Raw genomic sequence first — 19974 nt, forward strand, 5'->3', positions numbered from 1 at the left:
GAGTTTTTTGTTGTCAAAATTTTTTGTAGGTTGTTGCCCCTTATCTGTCATAGAGAAGGAGTTATGATGACTAATCATAAAACAAAAAAATTAACGGTTTTAGCAATTATGATTGCTTTAGATGTTTTTTTAACGCCCATTTTTAGAATAGAAGGCATGGCCTTTATGTCTAGTGTGGTTAATATTATCGCTGGAGTTATAATGGGACCAATCTATGCATTAGTTATGGCACTTGTAACGGCTTTTATTCGTATTTTAACTCAAGCAGGAGTAGCATCTGTTGCACCTTTAGCTATTCTAGGAGCTGGTCCAGGAGCTTTCTTAGCGGGTTGGTTTTATCGGTTTTATGCGAAAGACTGGATGTCTTGGGTGGGTGAGTTTATAGGAACAGGGATAATTGGAGCACTTTTATCAGCTCCAATTATGGTCTGGTTTTGGACTTGGACAGCGGATGGAAATCACGAAGTGTTAGCTAAAGCATCTGCAGCTCAATCCATTTTTCTTTTTATGCCAAGGTTTATAGGGGCGACTATAATTGGCGGTGTTATTGCTTTGTTGCTACTTCAGGGATTAAAGCGGGTTCCTGTATTTATGACAATACAAGCATTATTTAAAGGAGAAAAAGTAAAATGAAATTGAGTTTAAAAGATGTATTATTGATTGCTCTATTAGCGGTTGTTCTGGGCGTTGTTTACTTTGGAGCAGGCTATATTTCAAATGCTTTTGTACCTTTTGTAGGCCCTATAGCGCATGAAGTTATTTATGGTATTTGGTTTGTGGCAGGTCCAATGGCTCTTTATATATTGAGGAAACCAGGAACCGCTATTGTAGCAGAATTGTTAGCTGCTTTGATAGAGGTTTTAATTGGATCAATTTATGGACCAAGTGTACTCGTTATTGGTACCCTTCAAGGTTTAGGGTCAGAATTAGGCTTTACACTATTTAGGTATCATAATTACAAGTTGCCAGCTTTTATATTGTCTGCTATTTTGACATCAATTTTTAGTTTTGCATGGAGTTTTTATGCCAATGGACTTAGTGCGTTTTCATTTTCATATAACATTCTGATGCTTATAGTAAGAACTGTTTCATCTATTATTTTCTTCTTATTAACAAAGAATATATGCGACCAATTGCATAGAAGTGGTGTACTGAATGCTTATGGGATTCATGAAAGGAAGTAGCCTATGCTATCTGTTGAAAAATTAGCTTGCACCCATGGCGATAGTCATTATTTATTTGATGAAGTGACTTTTAGTCTTAACCCAGGAGAACGAATTTTAATCAGTGGCTATTCAGGGTGTGGTAAGAGTACATTGGCTCTTTTACTATCAGGGTTAAAAGAAAGTGGGAAAGGTCAAGTTTTATTAAACGGCTCATTAATAGAACCAAGCGATGTGGGGTTTCTTTTTCCAAATCCTGATTTGCAATTTTGTATGGATACTGTGGCGCATGAGTTGTATTTTATTTTAGAAAATTTACAAATAGAACCGGAGCAAATGCAAGATAGAAGTGAGTTTGTATTGGCACAAGTTGGTTTAAAAGGATTTCAGAATCGGTTGATTTATACTTTATCTCAAGGTGAAAAACAGCGATTAGCATTGGCGACCATTTTTTTAAAATCTCCTAAACTTATTATTTTAGATGAAGCTTTTGCGAATTTGGATCAAGAGAGTGCCAGTCAACTATTACAATTAGTTCTTAATTATCAAGCAAACAATCAATCAATGCTGATTGTAATCGATCATTTGATTACTTATTATCAAGATATAATGGATCACTATTTTTGGTTGGAAAAACGGTTGACAAGGGTCAATTTTGATTATATGCTCAATCGTTTGAATGTCTTCGAATTAGAAAAGAAAAGTCATAATACAGGTGACAAACTGTTATCAATTAAAGATTTCCAAGTTAAACTTTCAAAAAACAAATTCATCTCTTACCTTGATTTTGATTTAGCAAGTGGGGAGAGGTTGTGCTTAGATGGACCAAGTGGCGTGGGGAAGTCTAGTTTGTTTATGGGATTGTTAGGGCTTTATAGGACTAAAGGGAAAAAACAATTTACTCATAGAAAGCAAATTCCTATAAGCTTTTTATTTCAAAATCCCTTAGACCAATTTATTTTTTCAACAGTTTATGACGAAATTTTTCAGGTTTGCAAGGATAGTAACAAAGCGAGGGATATTTTGGAAACCATAAATCTTTGGGATAAGAAACAGTTTTCACCATTTCAACTAAGTCAAGGCCAACAGAGGCGATTAGCCATTGGCAGTATTTTAGCTAGTGATAGTAAACTTCTATTATTAGATGAACCAACTTATGGACAAGATGCCTATCACGCTAATATGATTACAACTCTTCTTTTGAGTTATTGTCACAAAAATCATTGTGGGGTTATTTTTACTAGCCATGATCCTCACTTAAAAGAGTGTTTTGCAACACGTTTCTTGGAGGTGTCATCTTGTTCAATTTGAAAAACTATCATCCAGCTATTACCTTCCTATGTTTATTAATACCAACCTTTTCGTTTAGTTTCACATTGAGGTTAAGAACGTCTTTGTTATTTCTAATTATAGTAGTAACACTGCAATGCTTCGTAAAGGTTTCTTTAAAAACTTGGGCGAAGGTCAATCTGATATCATTTGTGATGGGACTCTCTTTATTTCTAGGGACGTATTTTTGGGGAAAATTACCCCATCAATTCGTCTTAGCTAGTCTAGTGGCCTGTCGTCCGCTTATTTTTATGAACGTGGGTTTGTTATTTCATGCATCACATTCTAATTATGATTTTATAGAATCTCTTTATCAAACTTTCAAAGTGCCTAGTCATTTTGCATATGGTATTTTTGCGGTCTTTAATCTTCTACCATTAATTAAATTACAATACCAACGTAATCGACTCGCATTCCGACTGAAGAATCAGGTAACTTGGGCATTATCGCCTAGACTAATATTGTCAGTTTTATTAAAGACGATATATTGGGTAGAACAGTTAGAGTTAGCAATGCTTTCTAAAGGTTTTGAAGTGGGTAAAGAGCGAACACATGCTTCAACTTATCCCGTTCGTTTTCGAGATTATAGTTTACTTGGTATGAGTATTTTATTGTCTATAGGAATGATTTTTAAATAAGTACAATTAGTTTAGTAATACAATTGTGCATTTATATAGAATGAGCGTGTTCTGCTCATGAGATCATAACAAAGGAGATTACTATGTTAAAAGATAAGATGATTGCTAAAGGAGCAAAATATATCCAATCCATCTATCAAGATCCATTTATTCAAGGAATTATAAAAGGGCGTTTAGACCATGACGTAATCTGCCATTATTTACAGGCAGATAATATCTACCTTGGGAAATTTGCTGATATTTATGCCCTGTGCTTGGCAAAATCTGATAATTTACGAGATAAACAATTTTTCCTTGAACAAATTGACTTTACATTAAATCGGGAGTTAGCAGATGGTGAAGGCCCACATCAAGCCTTGGCCGCTTATACTAATCGATCTTATCAGGATATTATCGAAAAGGGTGTATGGTACCCGTCAGCAGATCATTACATTAAACATATGTATTTTCATTTTTACGAAAATGGTATTGCTGGTGCTTTAGCTGCAATGAGCCCATGTCCATGGATTTACCATCAATTGGCTAAAAAAATAATTGAGGAGAACCAGTTTTTGAATGGTAACCCTTTTAATAATTGGATAACTTTTTATGCTAACGATACAGTTGAAGAGTTAATGGAAAACTATTTTCGTATGATGGATTATTATGCGCAGAATTTGTCAAAAGAGAAGCAAGCTGATTTGGTAGATGCTTTTGTGAAATCTTGTCAGCATGAGAGACGTTTTTTTCAAATGGCAATAAATCAAGAAAAATGGGAGGATTAATATGACTTATTTAGCACCAGTTTTAACTATTGCAGGAACTGATCCTAGCGGTGGAGCAGGGATTATGGCGGATTTAAAGACATTTCAAGCTCGTCGGACTTACGGGATGGCTGTTGTGACTAGTGTTGTTGCTCAGAACACTTGTGGGGTTAGAGGCGTTCAGCATATAGAAACAGCTATCATTGATCAACAACTAGCTTGTGTCTATGATGATATTAAGCCAAAGGCGGTTAAAACAGGAATGTTAGCGGAGAGGGAAACAATTAGTTTAGTCGCTTCATATTTAAAAAAATATCCGCAACCTTATGTATTAGATCCTGTTATGGTGGCAACTAGCGGACATCGTTTAATTGATTCAGATGCCGTAGAAGCATTAAAAGAAGACTTATTGCCATTAGCAACTATTATCACACCAAATTTACCAGAAGCTGAGGTTTTAGTGGGATATGACTTATCAGATGAAGTAAGTATTATTAAAGCAGGTTACGATATTCAAAAACAATATTCTGTTAGAAATGTTCTTATAAAGGGAGGACATCTAGATGGCTTGGCTAAAGATTATTTATTTTTGGAAAAAGAAGGGTTGATAACTCTTAGTAATCAACGTATCAATACTATTCATACTCATGGGACTGGGTGTACATTTGCAGCAGTCGTTGCAGCGGAGTTAGCTAAAGGGCAATCAATTCTAAACGCGGTAAGTACCGCTAAATCATTTATTACTTCAGCTATCGAAACAGCGCCTGAGTTGGGCCTTGGAAACGGTCCTGTCAATCATACTAGCTATCAAGGAGACTAAAATGTATTTAGAACAATTAAAAGAGGTAAATCCTTTAACCATTTGTATCACTAATAATGTGGTCAAAAACTTTACAGCCAATGGTTTATTAGCTTTAGGAGCTTCTCCGGCTATGAGCGAGTGCATAGAGGACTTAGAAGACTTGTTAAAAGTTGCAGATGCATTATTAATTAATATAGGAACACTAACAAAAGAAAGTTGGCAACTTTACCAAGAAGCAATCAAAATAGCAAATAAAAACCAAGTTCCAGTTGTATTAGATCCTGTAGCGGCAGGAGCAAGTCGTTTTCGATTAGAAGTGTCACTTGATTTATTGAAGAATTATTCTATTAGTTTACTTAGAGGAAATGGTAGTGAAATCGCTGCTTTGATTGGTGAAAAACAAGCGTCTAAAGGGGCAGATGGCGGAAAAGTGGCTGATTTAGAATCAATTGCTGTAAAAGCCAATCAAGTTTTTGATGTGCCAGTGGTTGTCACAGGAGAAACTGATGCTATCGCTGTTAGAGGAGAAGTTCGCTTATTACAAAATGGTAGTCCTTTAATGCCACTTGTTACAGGAACTGGATGTCTATTAGGGGCAGTATTGGCTGCTTTTATTGGTAGTTCTGACAGAAGCGATGATCTTGCTTGTCTGACAGAGGCCATGACTGTTTATAATGTTGCTGGAGAAATTGCAGAGAAGGTGGCAAAAGGTAAGGGGGTGGGAAGTTTCCAAGTTGCATTTTTAGATGCCCTTTCCCAGATGAAATCAGAAATGATTATGGACAAATAGGTGGTGTCAGTAGATGAAAGATACATTGAAATTATATTTTGTTTGTGGAACTGTGGATTGCTCTAGGAAGAATATATTGACTGTTGTTGAAGAAGCCTTACAAGCAGGTATAACTCTATTTCAATTTAGAGAAAAAGGTTTTACAGCATTACAAGGTAAGGAAAAAATTGCTATGGCTAAGCAACTCCAAATACTTTGTAAGCAATATCAAGTTCCTTTTATTATTGATGATGACATTGACTTAGTTGAGTTAATTGATGCTGATGGTCTTCATATTGGACAAAATGATTTACCTGTTGATGAGGCACGGAGACGTTTACCAGATAAAATCATCGGTTTATCTGTGAGTACAATGGATGAATATCAGAAATCACAATTATCTGTTGTTGATTACATCGGAATTGGTCCTTTTAATCCGACACAATCAAAAGCAGATGCTAAGCCTGCTGTTGGCAATAGGACAACAAAGGCAGTTAGAGAAATTAATCAAGATATTCCAATCGTTGCAATAGGCGGAATCACTAGTGATTTTGTTCATGATATTATAGAATCAGGTGCAGATGGGATTGCTGTTATATCGGCTATTTCAAAAGCAAATCATATTGTAGATGCAACCAGACAATTGCGTTATGAAGTTGAAAAAGCTCTGGTTAATAGGCAAAAACACAGTGATGTAATCAAATAAGGCTACATCGTTAATTATAAGAATTTTTAAGATATTATATCATCACACAATACTGGTATTTGAAAAAGAATTTAAACTATGATAATATAGTAGAGTTGAATTCTAGTTAAAGAAAGATTTGAAAGTATGCGTAAAATTATTATTAACGGTGGCAAGCAACTGACGGGAGAAGTTGCTGTATCGGGTGCCAAAAATAGTGTAGTTGCCTTGATTCCTGCCACTATTCTTGCTGATGATGTTGTGGTCTTAGATGGAGTTCCGGCTATTTCTGATGTTGACAGTTTAGTTGACATTATGGAAACTATGGGAGCTAAGATTAAGCGTTATGGTGAGACGCTTGAAATTGATCCATGTGGCGTTAAAGATATTCCAATGCCTTATGGCAAAATCAATAGTCTTCGTGCATCCTATTATTTCTATGGAAGCTTATTGGGGCGTTATGGTCAAGCAACATTAGGTTTACCTGGTGGTTGTGATTTAGGCCCCCGTCCGATTGATTTACATTTAAAAGCTTTTGAAGCGATGGGAGCTAGTGTTTCTTATGAAGGTGATTCAATGCGTCTAGCAACAAACGGAAAGCCTTTGCAAGGAGCAAATATTTATATGGATACTGTCAGTGTTGGTGCGACAATTAACACTATAATCGCAGCAGCTAAGGCAAATGGCCGTACGGTTATTGAAAATGCTGCACGTGAACCAGAAATTATTGACGTGGCTACTCTTTTAAATAATATGGGAGCTCATATTCGTGGTGCTGGGACTGATGTTATTACAATTGAAGGTGTGAAATCGCTCCATGGCACGCGTCATCAAGTAATTCCAGATCGTATTGAAGCAGGAACTTATATTGCTATGGCAGCAGCTATCGGACGAGGAATAAAAGTGACCAATGTGTTATATGAACACCTTGAGAGTTTCATTGCTAAGTTAGATGAGATGGGAGTTCGAATGACAGTTGAAGAGGATTCAATTTTTGTCGAAGAACAAGAAAGGTTAAAAGCTGTATCCATAAAAACCTCACCTTACCCAGGATTTGCTACAGATTTACAACAACCTCTAACTCCTTTATTACTAACAGCAGAAGGAAACGGGAGTTTATTAGATACTATCTATGAGAAACGTGTTAATCATGTTCCCGAATTAGCACGTATGGGAGCTAATATTTCTACCCTAGGGGGCAAAATAGTTTATAGTGGTCCTAATCAATTATCTGGTGCACCTGTAAAAGCGACAGATTTGCGTGCAGGCGCTGCTTTAGTTATCGCTGGCTTAATGGCAGAGGGACGAACTGAAATTACGAATATCGAGTTTATTTTACGTGGATATTCTAATATCATCGAGAAACTAACATCATTGGGTGCGGATATCCAATTGGTTGAGGAATAGTATATATAACAAAGAGTTGAGAATATTTCTTAGCTCTTTTCTTCTTGTTTTAGATTAAGTCACTTATAGGTATTTGAAATCTCTTGTGGTATAATATTATCATGGATATATGGACAAATTTAGGACGGTTTGCATTCATTGAAACAGAACATGTTAACCTACGTCCTGTTGCCTACACTGATAGGGAAGCTTTTTGGCGAATAGCTTCAAAAAGGACAAATTTACAATTTATTTTTCCTGTTCAAACCAGTAAGAAGGAAAGTGATTTTCTTTTAGTTCATTCTTTTATGAAAGAGCCATTGGGAGTTTGGGCGATTGAAGATAAAGTTAGTCATAAAATGTTTGGAGTTATCCGTTTTGAAAACATTGATTTATCTAAAAAGACAGCTGAAATTGGCTATTTTTTGAAAGAAAGTTCTTGGGGTCAAGGCATTATGACTGAATGTCTAAAGACACTTTCTTTTTTTGCTTTTCGAGAGTTTGGGATGGACAAATTGATCATAGTAACACATAAAGAGAATATTGCTAGTCAGAAGGTTGCTTTGAAGGCGCATTTCAAACAATCTAGGAGTTTTAAAGGAAGCGACCGTTACACACGCCGTATAAGAGACTATATTGAGTTTCAATTAACTAGGGGTGATTATCGTTATGAGTAAACATCAAGAAATTTTGGAGTACCTAGAAAATTTAGCTGTTGGTAAGAGGGTTAGTGTACGCAGTATTTCAAATCATTTAAAGGTGAGTGATGGCACTGCATACCGCGCTATAAAAGAGGCAGAAAATAGGGGTATTGTTGAGACTAGACCGCGTAGTGGGACAGTACGTGTTGCTCAAAAAGCAAAGGTTAATATTGAAAAACTGACTTATGCTGAAATTGCAAGGATTAGTGACTCACAAGTTGTTGCAGGAATAGAGGGACTCAGCAAGGAGTTTAGTAAATTTTCTATAGGTGCAATGACTCACAGAAATATTGAAAAATATTTGGTGCAAGGAGGGTTATTGATTGTTGGCGACCGTGATGAGATACAACATTTAGCCTTACAACATCAAAACGCTATCTTAGTTACAGGTGGCTTTAATGTTTCCCCATCTGTTTGTCGTTTAGCAGATAAACTTCAAATTCCCGTAATGGTAACACACTATGATACATTCACAGTATCAACGATGATTAATCACACTTTGTCAAATGCCAAAATTCGTACTGATTTAAAGACCGTTGAACAAGTCTATCAGTCGCAAATGGATTACGGTTTCTTAGCGCAGGATGATACCGTAAAAGAATTTAATCTTCTTGTTAAACAAACTAAAAATGTTCGTTTTCCAATAGTCAACCAAGCTAATGTTGTCGTTGGTGTTGTTAGTGTTCAAGATATTCTTGGAAAAGATAAAGAAGTAAAATTGGCAACAGTCATGTCAAAAAATATCATTGTTGCTAAACCTCGAATGAGTCTAGCTAATATCAGTCAAAAAATGATTTTTGAAGATTTGAATATGATGCCAGTAGTATCGGATGACTTTGAATTATTAGGCGTTATTACAAGACGACAAGCTGTAGAAAATTTATCGATGTCGCAAGGGACGGATTTATACACCTATAGTGATCAAATCTTGTCTAATTTACAAATTGAAGATGGTCACTTTTCGTTTTTAGTAGAACCCGCTATGATTGACCATACAGGTAGCTTAACACAAGGAGTTTTGACGGAGTTCTTAAAAGAAATTTGTATTCGTGTCTTAACTCGTAAGCATCAACGCAGTATTGTTGTTAAACAAATGACACTTTATTTCTTGCAACCTGTTCAAATTGATGAAATAATAATGGTAACGCCAACAATTATTTCAGAAAAACGGCGCGAAGCTACACTCGATTTAGAATTAAAATTAGAAAATAAAATTATTGCTAAAGCTATGATAGCGGTAAAAATTAATTAGATATAAGGAGAATAAATAGAAAATGATTACATTAAAGTCAGCACGCGAAATTGAAGCAATGGATAGAGCAGGTGATTTTTTAGCCAGCATCCACATTGGACTTCGTGATATTATCAAACCAGGAGTTGATATGTGGGAAGTTGAAGAATACGTTCGTAGACGTTGTAAAGAAGAAAACGTATTGCCATTGCAAATCGGGGTTGATGGTGCAGTTATGGATTACCCATATGCTACTTGTTGTGGGCTTAATGATGAAGTGGCTCATGCCTTTCCTCGTCATTATACCCTAAAACAAGGTGACCTTTTAAAAGTAGATATGGTTTTAAGCGAACCTTTAGATAAATCAATTGTTGACGTTTCATCGTTAAACTTTGACAACGTGGCTCAAATGAAAAAGTACACGGAAACATATAGTGGTGGTTTGGCAGACTCGTGTTGGGCTTATGCTGTAGGTGAAGTTTCACAAGAGGTGAAAGACTTAATGTCTGTGACAAGAGAAGCAATGTATATTGGGATTGAAAAAGCAGTTATCGGAAACCGCATTGGTGATATTGGAGCTGCTATTCAGGATTATGCAGAGAGTCGTGGTTATGGAGTTGTTCGTGATTTGGTTGGTCACGGTGTTGGTCCAACAATGCATGAAGAGCCTATGGTGCCTAACTATGGTACAGCAGGTCGAGGTCTCCGTCTTCGTGAGGGGATGGTTTTAACCATCGAACCAATGATTAATACTGGTACTTGGGAAATTGATACAGACATGAAAACTGGTTGGGCACATAAAACCTTAGATGGTGGTCTTTCTTGTCAATATGAACATCAATTTGTTATCACTAAAGATGGTCCTGTTATTTTAACGAGTCAAGGAGAAGAAAGAACTTACTAAAATGAAATTAAAAAAATTCTTTGAGGATTTGCTGGCTAAACTAGAATATAGACCCATTCAAGTTTTTATGCGTCATTTTCAAAGTGCAGAGATGGACTTATCAGCCATAGCAGTTGCTTATTATCTATTAGTGACAGCTTTTCCATTACTAGTTATTGCTGCTAATATTTTTCCTTATTTTCATATTAATGTGTCGGATTTATTGTCACTTATGCAAAAAAATCTTCCGAAAAATATTTATGAACCTGCCTCACGCTTAGCAGTAGATGCTTTTTCGAAACCGTCTACCGGCATTTTGGGATTCGCGTCATTAACAGCTTTTTGGACAATGTCTAAAAGTTTGACCTCTCTTCAAAAAGCCATTAATAAAGCATACGGTGTTGACCAACACAGAGACTTTGTGATTAGTCGTTTAGTGGGTGTGGGGACTGGGCTGATCATCCTATTTTTACTGACTTTTGTTTTAATTTTTTCAACCTTTTCAAAACCAGTTTTACAGATAATTGTAAACATGTATGATTTGGGAGATACTCTAACGGCGTGGCTTTTAAATCTTGCACAACCAGTTACATTTTTGACTATATTTTTAGGTATTGGAATTTTATACTTTATTTTACCTAACGCACGAATTAGAAAAGTACGTTATGTCATTCCAGGGACATTATTTTCAACGTTTGTTATTGGTTTTTTTAGTAATTTAATTAGCCAATACGTCTTAAATAGGGTTGAGAAAATGGTAGATATTAAAACGTTTGGTTCGGTCGTTATCTTTATCTTAATGCTATGGTTTATTTTCTTAGCCCACATTATGATTTTAGGTGCAATACTGAATGCCAGCGTTCAAGAAATTGCGACAGGAAAAATTGAATCAAGGCGTGGAGATATTATGTCTCTTATCCAAAAATCCAAAGAAGAAAAATAAGAAAAGACAGCTCTTGTTAGAGTTGTCTTTTTTTGTCTTTAAAAATAACAAATTTGCTCAAGATGTAGTTGAGTAAAATAATTAATATTTGAGATACAAGGCTTTCAATGGTGTTGATTTTATTTAAATTGTGCTGAACGAATTGTCCGATAATAGAAGGAAATTGATCAACAAAAATAACAGCTAATATCAAATCTAATCCTAATGTGCCTAATCTAGCGATGACAAATGTTTGTAAGCGTTGAAGCTGTCCAATTTTAGTTTGTTTAAAAACAAATCGATCATTTGTAAAAAAAGCAAAAAGTATAGCTATTATGTTAGCAACTATTGCAGAGAATGGAGCGTCCTGCGAGAAATTAAAAATCCCTTGTCGAATAACTAAATAAAGAAGGGATGTTAATAGTCCGAACAGTAAATATAAGCTGACTTCATTTTGAATACTTTTTTTCAGTAACGATTTTAATTTAACCATATTTTTATTATATCACGGATGCTTCAAAGTGATGAGGAAATCTCCCATAAGCTTGGCTTTACTTTTTGTTTGTGATATACTTAGTAAGTTGTTTTACACAACCCTTGATGCTTAGTTCCCTTTCATCAAGCATATTACAAACGTTAGAAGTGTTAACTATCTAAACGTTAAAGGAGAAATTATGAACACATTTACAACTCGCGATTACGCTCACATGGCTATTGTAACAGCTATCTATATCGTTTTAACCATAACGCCACCTTTTAATGCTATTGCTTATGGTGCTTATCAATTCCGTGTTTCAGAAATGCTAAATTTCTTGGCCTTTTACCACCGAAAATACCTTTTTGCGGTAACGTTAGGATGTATGATTTCTAATCTTTATAGTTTTGGAATGATTGATGTCTTTGTAGGTGGTGGTTCAACCTTACTTTTTGTTTATCTTGGAACCATTTTATTCAAGCAATATCAAAAAGATTATCTATTTAATGGCCTTATTAACAAAGCATTCTTTTTCTTTTCTTTCTTCTTTGCTGCTTCAATGATTACGGTAGCAGTTGAATTGAAAATTGTAGCAGGATTACCTTTATTATTAACATGGTTAACGACAGCTGTTGGTGAATTGGCTTCACTTTTGGTTGGAGCAGTCCTTGTGGATAAGTTGAGTAGACACGTCGATTTTACAAAATAAATATATTATAAAGCGCGAGACATTGATCTCGGCTTTTTTGTTTGGGTTTATAGTTAGCATAGCTAGAAAATGCTGCAACTTTTATGAGAAATGCTCCAATTTTTACTAATATCCTTAGTCTTTGTGATAAAATAGAAATATGGAAAATCGTATGAATGAATTAGTATCTTTGTTGAATCAGTACGCAAAAGAGTATTATACACAAGATAATCCCACAGTTTCTGACAGTCAATATGACCAGTTATATCGAGAGTTAGTAGAATTAGAAAAGCAACATCCAGAAAACATTTTGCCAAATAGTCCCACACATCGAGTGGGTGGTTTAGTTTTAGAAGGCTTTGAAAAATACCAACATGAATATCCTTTGTATTCATTGCAGGATGCTTTCTCAAAAGAAGAATTGATAGCCTTTGATAAACGTGTTAAAGCAGAGTTTCCAACTGCTGCTTATATGGCAGAGCTGAAAATTGATGGTCTATCTGTCTCGTTGACTTATGTAAATGGTGTTTTACAGGTTGGGGCAACACGTGGTGATGGCAATATTGGAGAAAATATTACTGAAAATTTAAAGCGTGTTCATGATATTCCTCTACATTTAGACCAAAGTTTAGATATTACTGTTCGCGGAGAGTGCTACCTTCCCAAAGAATCTTTTGAAGCTATTAACATAGAAAAACGAGCAAATGGTGAGCAGGAATTTGCTAATCCTAGGAATGCAGCAGCAGGAACCTTGCGCCAATTAAACACAGGAATTGTTGCGAAACGTAAATTAGCAACTTTTCTTTATCAAGAAGCTAGCCCTACGCAAAAAGAAACACAAGATGATGTTTTAAAAGAGCTAGAAAGCTATGGCTTTTCAGTCAATCATCATCGTTTAATTAGCTCGTCTATGGAGAAAATTTGGGATTTTATCCAAACTATAGAAAAAGATAGAGTTTCCCTCCCTTATGATATCGATGGTATTGTTATTAAGGTTAATAGCTTAGCAATGCAAGAAGAGCTGGGCTTCACTGTAAAGGCACCTCGTTGGGCGATTGCATATAAATTTCCTGCTGAAGAAAAGGAAGCAGAAATATTATCTGTTGATTGGACAGTTGGGCGAACAGGAGTCGTAACACCAACAGCTAACCTAACTCCAGTTCAACTAGCAGGGACAACCGTTAGTAGGGCCACTCTGCATAATGTAGATTATATTGCCGAAAAAGATATCCGTATTGGAGATACTGTTGTTGTATACAAAGCAGGGGATATCATCCCTGCAGTCTTAAATGTCGTTATGAGTAAGCGAAACCAGCAAGAAGTCATGCTTATTCCTAAACTATGTCCTTCTTGTGGTAGTGAATTAGTTCATTTTGAAGGTGAGGTGGCTTTACGTTGTATTAATCCGCTGTGCCCCAACCAAATCAAAGAACGTTTAGCTCATTTTGCTAGCCGAGATGCTATGAATATTACAGGTTTTGGTCCATCCTTAGTCGAAAAATTATTTGATGCTCATTTAATAGCAGATGTTGCAGATATTTATCGTTTAAGTATAGAGAATTTATTAACTTTAGATGGTATTAAAGAGAAATCTGCAACTAAGATTTATCATGCAATCCAATCTTCAAAAGAAAATTCTGCTGAAAAACTTCTTTTTGGCCTAGGTATTCGTCATGTGGGAAGCAAGGCGAGCCGCCTTTTATTGGAGGAATTTGGTAATTTGAGGCAACTAAGTCAAGCAAGTCAAGAAAGTATTGCCTCAATTGATGGACTAGGAGGGGTTATTGCCAAATCACTTCATACCTTCTTTGAAAAAGAAGAGGTAGATAAACTACTAGAGGAATTAACTTCCTATAACGTTAATTTTAATTATCTAGGAAAACGAGTTAGTACAGATGCACAACTTTCAGGTTTAACAGTCGTTTTAACCGGTAAGCTTGAAAAAATGACTCGTAATGAAGCAAAAGAGAAATTACAAAACCTTGGTGCTAAGGTGACAGGTAGCGTTTCTAAAAAGACTGATTTAATTGTTGCAGGAAGCGATGCAGGAAGTAAACTAACCAAGGCTCAAGATTTAGGGATTACAATACAAGATGAAGACTGGTTACTCAACCTTTAAGTGAGGAAGAAATGAAGAAACAAAAAAAAGCGCGTTTAATTTATAACCCAACTTCTGGTCAAGAAATTATGAAAAAAAATGTAGCGGAAGTTCTTGATATACTTGAAGGATTTGGGTATGAAACATCAGCCTTTCAAACAACACCAACTAAAAATTCTGCCAGAGATGAAGCTACTAGAGCTGCTCAAGCTGGTTTTGATTTGATTGTTGCAGCAGGTGGAGATGGTACTATTAATGAAGTTGTTAATGGTATTGCACCTTTGAAACGTCGTCCTAAGATGGCAATTATTCCAACTGGAACAACTAATGATTTTGCTCGTGCCTTAAAAATACCGCGAGGTAATCCTATTGAAGCAACTAAATTAATTGGTAAAAATCAAATCGTTAAGATGGACATTGGTCAAGCTCAAGAGGACAATTATTTTATTAATATTGCAGCTGCAGGTAGTTTGACAGAGTTAACTTATAGTGTACCAAGTCAATTGAAAACAACGTTTGGCTATCTTGCTTATCTAGCAAAGGGTGTTGAATTATTACCTCGAGTTCGAAAAGTACCAGTCAAAATTACTCACGATAAGGGTGAATTTATCGGTGATGCTTCAATGATTTTTGTTGCCATCACAAATTCTGTAGGAGGGTTTGAACAAATTGCACCTGATGCCAAATTGGATGATGGGAAATTTACCCTTATTTTAGTAAAAACTGCAAATCTTATTGAGATTATGCATCTCATTCGTTTGGTGCTAGCAGGTGGAAAACATATTAATGATAAACGAGTAGAGTATATTAAAACGTCTTATCTAACTATCGAACCCCTATCAGACGAGCGTATGATGATTAACTTAGATGGAGAATATGGAGGAGATGCTCCCATTACTCTAGCAAACCTTAAAAATCATATTAGGTTCTTTGCTAATACTGATGAAATTTCAGATGATGCTTTAGTTTTAGATAAAGATGAACTAGCGATAGAAGCTATTGCACAGAAGTTTGCTAATGAGGTAGATGATTTAGAAGGATTAGGAGATTGATGAATGGATAATACTGTCATTGTACATTACCATAGCCGAAAGAAAAATTACTTTAATTTAAGTTTATGGCAGTGGCGCGATGGCTCAGAGGGTCAAGATGCTCATTTTTCACGGTTTGACAGTTTCGGTGCTGTTGCGATACTAAAATATCCCTTGCCATATTTTTTAAGCCATTATTATGTGATTGTTAAGGATAAAAATTGGCATCATAAAACAATAGATTATCGCATTGATTGTACTCAAGGTGGTGCACGTAAAGAAGTTTGGATTGTAGATGGGGATGACAATCTGTATTATTCTCGTCAAGCAGCAGTTAGTAGCCATCATTATAGTAGACGCCAACCTCATGCCTACGACATGGCAATCAATAGTAGAGCGTTTGACAAAAAATGGGGATTTGATGGTTGGTTAGGTTTTGAATATTCAGAAACTAAAACGGCTTTTAGATTATGGGCCCCTACTGCGGAACGTGTAGAACTGATTTTATATCATTCGACAGATGAAACAGCAAGTGTATCAAAAGTTCTTTCTATGAAAAGAGGGACAGCCGTCAATTATAAAAATCATAAAGAAAATACCCATGGAGTCTGGTTTACTGAACTTGAAGGAAACTATAATTACCAAGCATATACTTATCGAGTCTACTATAGACGACGTACCTTTAAAATTACGAGAGACCCTTATTCCATTGCAACGACTGCAAATGGTAAAAGGTCTATTGTTATTGCTCCAGAAGCATTAACTCCGGAAGGGTTTAAAATAAGTCATGGAAAAGAAGCTAAGTGGCGGCTCGAAAACCCCAATCAAGCAGTCATTTACGAAATGCATGTGCGTGATTTTTCGATATCTGAGACTTCAGGAGTTAAGACAGATTATCACGGAAAATTTAAGGGATTGCATCAAAAAGGTACGGTTAATCAGCATGGTGATAAAACGACCTTTGATTATGTACAAGACCTAGGAGTTAACTATATCCAACTTCAACCAATTTTCGATCATCATCAGACATTTGATGATGATGGTCACTATGCTTATAATTGGGGATATGATCCTGAAAACTACAATGTTCCAGAAGCAAGCTTCTCTAGTAATCCACATGAACCTGCAACGCGTATTTTAGAATTAAAATCTGCTATCCAAGCGTACCATGATGCAGGCATTGGTGTTATTATGGATGTTGTCTATAATCATACTTTTTCATCAACTGATTCTGCATTTCAACTAACGGTTCCAGATTATTATTATCGAATGAATCACAATGGAACATTTCAAAATGGGTCAGGCTGTGGTAATGAAACAGCTAGTGAAAAAGAAATGTGTCGTAAGTATATTCTTGATTCAGTTTTGTATTGGGTGAAAGAATATAATATTGATGGTTTTCGATTTGATTTGATGGGACTACATGATGTAGAAACGATGAACATTATAAGAAATGAGCTAAATAAAATCGACCCTCGTATTTTGGTTTATGGAGAAGGATGGGACATGGGAGCTGGTCTCACGCCTCAAAATAAAGCTAAAAAAGATAATGCTTATCAGATGCCTGGAATTGGCTTTTTCAATGATGATGTAAGAGACGCTGTCAAAGGTGCGGAAATTTACGGAGAATTTAAAAAAGGCTTAGTTTCTGGAAACAGTACAGAAGATATTGTTGCAAAAGGCATTTTAGGAAGTGATGAGTTAGTATCATACATTGATCCTAGTCAAGTTTTAAATTATGTTGAAGCACATGACAACTACAACTTAAATGATTTGCTATGGGAATTACATCCTAATGACAACGAGAAACAACATATTTACCGAGTTGAAGTAGCTAGTGCTATGAATCTATTGATGCAAGGGATGGCTTTCATGCAATTAGGTCAGGAGTTTCTTCGAACAAAGTGTTATCCTACAGGTGATAAAGGTCAACTTACTCAAGCAGATAAAGAAAGGGCTATGAATTCTTACAATGCCCCAGACCAAGTTAATCAGGTCAACTGGGATAATGTTACCTTTCATAAGAGTACTATTAATTTTATTAGGAAAATAATTACTTTGAAGACAAACTCTCCTTACTTTTCTTATTCTAGCTTTGAAGAGATTCGCAAACATGTTTTTGTAGAGTCTGCTCAATACCATTCAGGTTTCATAAGTTTTACAGTCGAAGAACATAAGAAAATAAAAATAATTTTCAATATTAAAGGAAAACGCTTGCAGAATTCTTTCATAGGTGATATAATAATATCAAATCATGAAGAAGGAAAAGCGATAGATTCATTAGATGATGAGCTTTCTGTAATGATCCTTGATATCACAAAATAACCTGAAAACATTCAGGTTATTTTTGTGTATATTAAGGAATTTGATTTGAATTTGAGTTTCTTATATTTTAGTTAATTTTTCGGAAATATAGAGGGTGAAATATTTTCAGATGCGTCTGTATGAGGAAAATGTATTCCTCTTTTTTTGTACCATTGAGGAAATATTTTTGTCTTATATTGACTAGTAGGACCTGTGAGGTGAGTAGATGTCCAATAAAGATGAGTTATATACTTTTGGAATAGGTGAAAATTTTCATCTCCAGAATTATTTAGGCGTACATAGCGAAAATGGAAGCTTTTGTTTCAGAGTTTGGGCTCCTAATGCTGAAAATGTTCAAGTTATTGGAGATTTTACAGATTGGCGAAATCGACCTCTCCAAATGAACAAAAATCAAGCAGGAGTTTGGGAAGCTAACAGTTTGGATGCGCGCGAAGGTGATTTATATAAATATTTGGTTACTCGTAAAGGTGGTCAAGTAGTTGAGAAAATCGATCCTATGGCAGTTTATATGGAAAGACGTCCTGGAACTGCAAGTGTTATTAAAGTTCTTAGAAATAAAAAGTGGGAAGATGGTCTTTGGATGGGAAGGCGCAAACGTCTGGGTTTTCAGAAGCGTCCAATTAATATTTACGAAGTTCATGCTGGTTCATGGAAAAAAGATGATTTTGGACATCCTATGACTTTTTCTCAGTTAAAAGATTACTTAATCCCCTACCTTGTTGAGATGAATTATACTCATGTTGAATTTATGCCCTTAATGGCACATCCGCTTGATATGAGTTGGGGATATCAATTAATGGGGTATTTTGCTTTTGAACATACCTATGGTACTCCAGAAGAATTTCAAGACTTTGTAGAAGCATGTCATAAAAATAATATAGGAGTTCTTGTAGATTGGGTTCCAGGACACTTTATTCAGAATGACGATGCTTTAGCCTATTTCGATGGAACTGCTACTTATGAGTATCAAAATCATGATCGTGCGCATAACTATCGATGGGGAGCTCTGAACTTTGATTTAGGAAAAAATCAAGTACAATCCTTTTTGATTTCGAGTGCCTTGTTCTGGATTGAACATTATCATATTGATGGTATTCGTGTTGATGCGGTTAGTAATATGTTATATCTCGATTATGATGAAGGACCATGGGAAGCTAACCAATTTGGGGATAATCGTAATTTGGAAGGATATCACTTTTTAAGGAAACTTAACAAAGTAATTAAAGAGCGTCATCCTAATGTTATGATGATTGCTGAAGAGTCAACAGCTTCTACCCCAATAACTAAAGACTTAGAGTCTGGAGGATTGGGTTTTGACTTTAAATGGAATATGGGCTGGATGAATGATATCCTGCGTTTTTATGAAGAAGATCCTCTCTATAGGCAATATGATTTTAATTTAGTGACTTTTAGTTTTATGTATATATTCAATGAGAACTTTGTACTAGCTTTTTCACATGATGAAGTAGTACATGGTAAAAAGAGTATGATGCATAAAATGTGGGGTGACCGTTATAATCAATTTGCTGGTTTACGTAATTTATATGCATATCAAATGTGTCATCCTGGGAAAAAACTTCTCTTTATGGGAAGTGAGTTTGGTCAATTTTTAGAATGGAAATATAATGATCAACTAGAATGGGAAAACTTAAATGATGATATGAACCAAAAGATGCAACGCTATACTAAACAATTGAATCAATTTTATAAAGATCATAAGTGCCTATGGCGTATTGATGATTCCTTTGACGGGCTAGAAATTATTGATGCGGATAATAAATCTGAAACTGTTTTATCTTTTATACGAAAAGATGATAAAGGCGATTTGTTACTTTGTGTCTTTAATATGACTCCTGTAGAACGCCCTAACTTTACTATTGGTGTTCCGCAAGCGGGTATTTATGAAGAAGTTTTAAATACTGAAATGGAAGAGTTTGGAGGTGTTTGGAAAAACCACAATCCTGTAACGAAAACACAAGTGGCTACATGGAAAGATTATGATCATACTTTAAGTTTTACATTACCAGCCCTTGGGGCAAGTGTTTGGAGAATAAAACGTCGGCTTCGTAAATAAGTCTGCAATTTAGTAACCTCATTTTGAAAGG

The 19974-nt window shown here is 35.5% G+C and carries 19 protein-coding genes and 1 riboswitch; of the genes, 18 read left to right on the forward strand and 1 reads right to left on the reverse strand.

Annotated features, from left to right (window positions below):
• The first annotated feature begins 66 nt into the window (after positions 1-66).
• From thiW to EGX96_RS09770, 13 genes are all read left to right on the forward strand, one after another.
• Positions 67-633, forward strand: a complete 567-nt coding sequence (gene thiW / locus EGX96_RS09710) for an energy coupling factor transporter S component ThiW (protein WP_000181409.1) — start codon at positions 67-69, stop codon at positions 631-633.
• Positions 630-1184: an ECF transporter S component gene (locus EGX96_RS09715; protein WP_000777526.1), complete on the forward strand. Its 555-nt coding sequence runs from the start codon at positions 630-632 to the stop codon at positions 1182-1184. The genes thiW and EGX96_RS09715 overlap by 4 nt, the downstream gene beginning before the upstream one ends.
• Before the next feature lie 3 nt (positions 1185-1187).
• Positions 1188-2474 (forward strand): ATP-binding cassette domain-containing protein, encoded by a 1287-nt coding sequence (locus tag EGX96_RS09720; RefSeq protein ID WP_123957841.1) that lies wholly within the window; start codon positions 1188-1190, stop codon positions 2472-2474.
• Positions 2462-3130 (forward strand): energy-coupling factor transporter transmembrane component T family protein, encoded by a 669-nt coding sequence (locus EGX96_RS09725; protein WP_000482627.1) that lies wholly within the window; start codon positions 2462-2464, stop codon positions 3128-3130. The genes EGX96_RS09720 and EGX96_RS09725 overlap by 13 nt, the downstream gene beginning before the upstream one ends.
• An 83-nt stretch (positions 3131-3213) precedes the next feature.
• On the forward strand, positions 3214-3894 hold the full coding sequence (gene tenA / locus EGX96_RS09730; RefSeq protein ID WP_000910184.1) for a thiaminase II: 681 nt from the start codon (positions 3214-3216) through the stop codon (positions 3892-3894).
• Between the two features lies 1 nt (position 3895).
• On the forward strand, positions 3896-4693 hold the full coding sequence (thiD, locus tag EGX96_RS09735) for a bifunctional hydroxymethylpyrimidine kinase/phosphomethylpyrimidine kinase (RefSeq protein WP_000221577.1): 798 nt from the start codon (positions 3896-3898) through the stop codon (positions 4691-4693).
• A gap of 1 nt (position 4694) precedes the next feature.
• Positions 4695-5465, forward strand: a complete 771-nt coding sequence (gene thiM, locus EGX96_RS09740; protein WP_000280417.1) for a hydroxyethylthiazole kinase — start codon at positions 4695-4697, stop codon at positions 5463-5465.
• 13 nt (positions 5466-5478) lie between these two features.
• The gene (gene thiE / locus EGX96_RS09745) at positions 5479-6150 is read left to right on the forward strand and encodes a thiamine phosphate synthase (protein WP_000655661.1); all 672 of its coding nucleotides are present in this window, start codon (positions 5479-5481) and stop codon (positions 6148-6150) included.
• Positions 6151-6276: 126 nt separating this feature from the next.
• Positions 6277-7536, forward strand: coding sequence for a UDP-N-acetylglucosamine 1-carboxyvinyltransferase (locus EGX96_RS09750; protein ID WP_001226242.1), 1260 nt, complete (start codon positions 6277-6279; stop codon positions 7534-7536).
• 101 nt (positions 7537-7637) lie between these two features.
• Entirely contained in the window at positions 7638-8192 is a 555-nt protein-coding gene (locus EGX96_RS09755) for a GNAT family N-acetyltransferase (RefSeq protein WP_000355953.1), read from the forward strand.
• On the forward strand, positions 8185-9468 hold the full coding sequence (spxR, locus tag EGX96_RS09760) for a CBS-HotDog domain-containing transcription factor SpxR (RefSeq protein WP_000033788.1): 1284 nt from the start codon (positions 8185-8187) through the stop codon (positions 9466-9468). Before EGX96_RS09755 ends, spxR begins: the two co-directional genes overlap by 8 nt.
• A gap of 22 nt (positions 9469-9490) precedes the next feature.
• The gene (locus EGX96_RS09765) at positions 9491-10351 is read left to right on the forward strand and encodes a methionyl aminopeptidase (protein WP_000631567.1); all 861 of its coding nucleotides are present in this window, start codon (positions 9491-9493) and stop codon (positions 10349-10351) included.
• A gap of 1 nt (position 10352) precedes the next feature.
• Positions 10353-11273, forward strand: coding sequence for a YihY/virulence factor BrkB family protein (locus EGX96_RS09770; RefSeq protein WP_000768440.1), 921 nt, complete (start codon positions 10353-10355; stop codon positions 11271-11273).
• Between the two features lie 16 nt (positions 11274-11289).
• Here the strand turns inward: EGX96_RS09770 and EGX96_RS09775 are convergent, their stop codons facing one another.
• Positions 11290-11745, reverse strand: coding sequence for a GtrA family protein (locus tag EGX96_RS09775; RefSeq protein WP_000239850.1), 456 nt, complete (start codon positions 11743-11745; stop codon positions 11290-11292).
• 70 nt (positions 11746-11815) lie between these two features.
• A riboswitch (PreQ1 riboswitch) is annotated at positions 11816-11929 on the forward strand.
• Between EGX96_RS09775 and EGX96_RS09780 the strand changes: the two genes are divergently transcribed.
• The 5 genes from EGX96_RS09780 to glgB all read left to right on the forward strand — a co-directional run bounded on the left by EGX96_RS09780 (position 11927) and on the right by glgB (position 19943).
• Positions 11927-12436: a QueT transporter family protein gene (locus tag EGX96_RS09780; protein WP_001091613.1), complete on the forward strand. Its 510-nt coding sequence runs from the start codon at positions 11927-11929 to the stop codon at positions 12434-12436. It overlaps the preceding riboswitch by 3 nt.
• A gap of 139 nt (positions 12437-12575) precedes the next feature.
• Entirely contained in the window at positions 12576-14534 is a 1959-nt protein-coding gene (ligA, locus tag EGX96_RS09785) for an NAD-dependent DNA ligase LigA (RefSeq protein WP_001873525.1), read from the forward strand.
• Between the two features lie 11 nt (positions 14535-14545).
• Positions 14546-15565 carry a diacylglycerol kinase family lipid kinase gene (locus tag EGX96_RS09790; protein WP_000744293.1) on the forward strand — a complete coding sequence of 340 codons (1020 nt, stop codon included), beginning with the start codon at positions 14546-14548 and terminating at the stop codon, positions 15563-15565.
• 3 nt (positions 15566-15568) lie between these two features.
• Positions 15569-17869, forward strand: a complete 2301-nt coding sequence (gene pulA, locus EGX96_RS09795; RefSeq protein WP_000370747.1) for a type I pullulanase — start codon at positions 15569-15571, stop codon at positions 17867-17869.
• A 205-nt stretch (positions 17870-18074) separates the two neighbouring features.
• Positions 18075-19943 (forward strand): 1,4-alpha-glucan branching protein GlgB, encoded by a 1869-nt coding sequence (glgB, locus tag EGX96_RS09800; protein ID WP_000066082.1) that lies wholly within the window; start codon positions 18075-18077, stop codon positions 19941-19943.
• Positions 19944-19974 lie beyond the last annotated feature (31 nt).

The organism is Streptococcus sp. FDAARGOS_520 (assembly GCF_003812685.1).
Classification (GTDB): Bacteria; Bacillota; Bacilli; order Lactobacillales; family Streptococcaceae; genus Streptococcus; species Streptococcus agalactiae.

Bases quoted from the DNA above. Each gene is read 5' to 3' on its own strand.
- EGX96_RS09775 (WP_000239850.1), bottom strand. From the start codon at position 11,745: ATGGTTAAATTAAAATCGTTACTGAAAAAAAGTATTCAAAATGAAGTC.
- EGX96_RS09715 (WP_000777526.1), top strand. From the start codon at position 630: ATGAAATTGAGTTTAAAAGATGTATTATTGATTGCTCTATTAGCGGTT.
- EGX96_RS09770 (WP_000768440.1), top strand. From the start codon at position 10,353: ATGAAATTAAAAAAATTCTTTGAGGATTTGCTGGCTAAACTAGAATAT.
- thiE (WP_000655661.1), top strand. From the start codon at position 5,479: ATGAAAGATACATTGAAATTATATTTTGTTTGTGGAACTGTGGATTGC.
- ligA (WP_001873525.1), top strand. From the start codon at position 12,576: ATGGAAAATCGTATGAATGAATTAGTATCTTTGTTGAATCAGTACGCA.
- pulA (WP_000370747.1), top strand. From the start codon at position 15,569: ATGGATAATACTGTCATTGTACATTACCATAGCCGAAAGAAAAATTAC.
- EGX96_RS09765 (WP_000631567.1), top strand. From the start codon at position 9,491: ATGATTACATTAAAGTCAGCACGCGAAATTGAAGCAATGGATAGAGCA.
- thiM (WP_000280417.1), top strand. From the start codon at position 4,695: ATGTATTTAGAACAATTAAAAGAGGTAAATCCTTTAACCATTTGTATC.
- tenA (WP_000910184.1), top strand. From the start codon at position 3,214: ATGTTAAAAGATAAGATGATTGCTAAAGGAGCAAAATATATCCAATCC.
- EGX96_RS09780 (WP_001091613.1), top strand. From the start codon at position 11,927: ATGAACACATTTACAACTCGCGATTACGCTCACATGGCTATTGTAACA.
- EGX96_RS09750 (WP_001226242.1), top strand. From the start codon at position 6,277: ATGCGTAAAATTATTATTAACGGTGGCAAGCAACTGACGGGAGAAGTT.
- spxR (WP_000033788.1), top strand. From the start codon at position 8,185: ATGAGTAAACATCAAGAAATTTTGGAGTACCTAGAAAATTTAGCTGTT.
- EGX96_RS09790 (WP_000744293.1), top strand. From the start codon at position 14,546: ATGAAGAAACAAAAAAAAGCGCGTTTAATTTATAACCCAACTTCTGGT.
- thiW (WP_000181409.1), top strand. From the start codon at position 67: ATGACTAATCATAAAACAAAAAAATTAACGGTTTTAGCAATTATGATT.
- thiD (WP_000221577.1), top strand. From the start codon at position 3,896: ATGACTTATTTAGCACCAGTTTTAACTATTGCAGGAACTGATCCTAGC.
- EGX96_RS09755 (WP_000355953.1), top strand. From the start codon at position 7,638: ATGGATATATGGACAAATTTAGGACGGTTTGCATTCATTGAAACAGAA.
- EGX96_RS09720 (WP_123957841.1), top strand. From the start codon at position 1,188: ATGCTATCTGTTGAAAAATTAGCTTGCACCCATGGCGATAGTCATTAT.
- glgB (WP_000066082.1), top strand. From the start codon at position 18,075: ATGTCCAATAAAGATGAGTTATATACTTTTGGAATAGGTGAAAATTTT.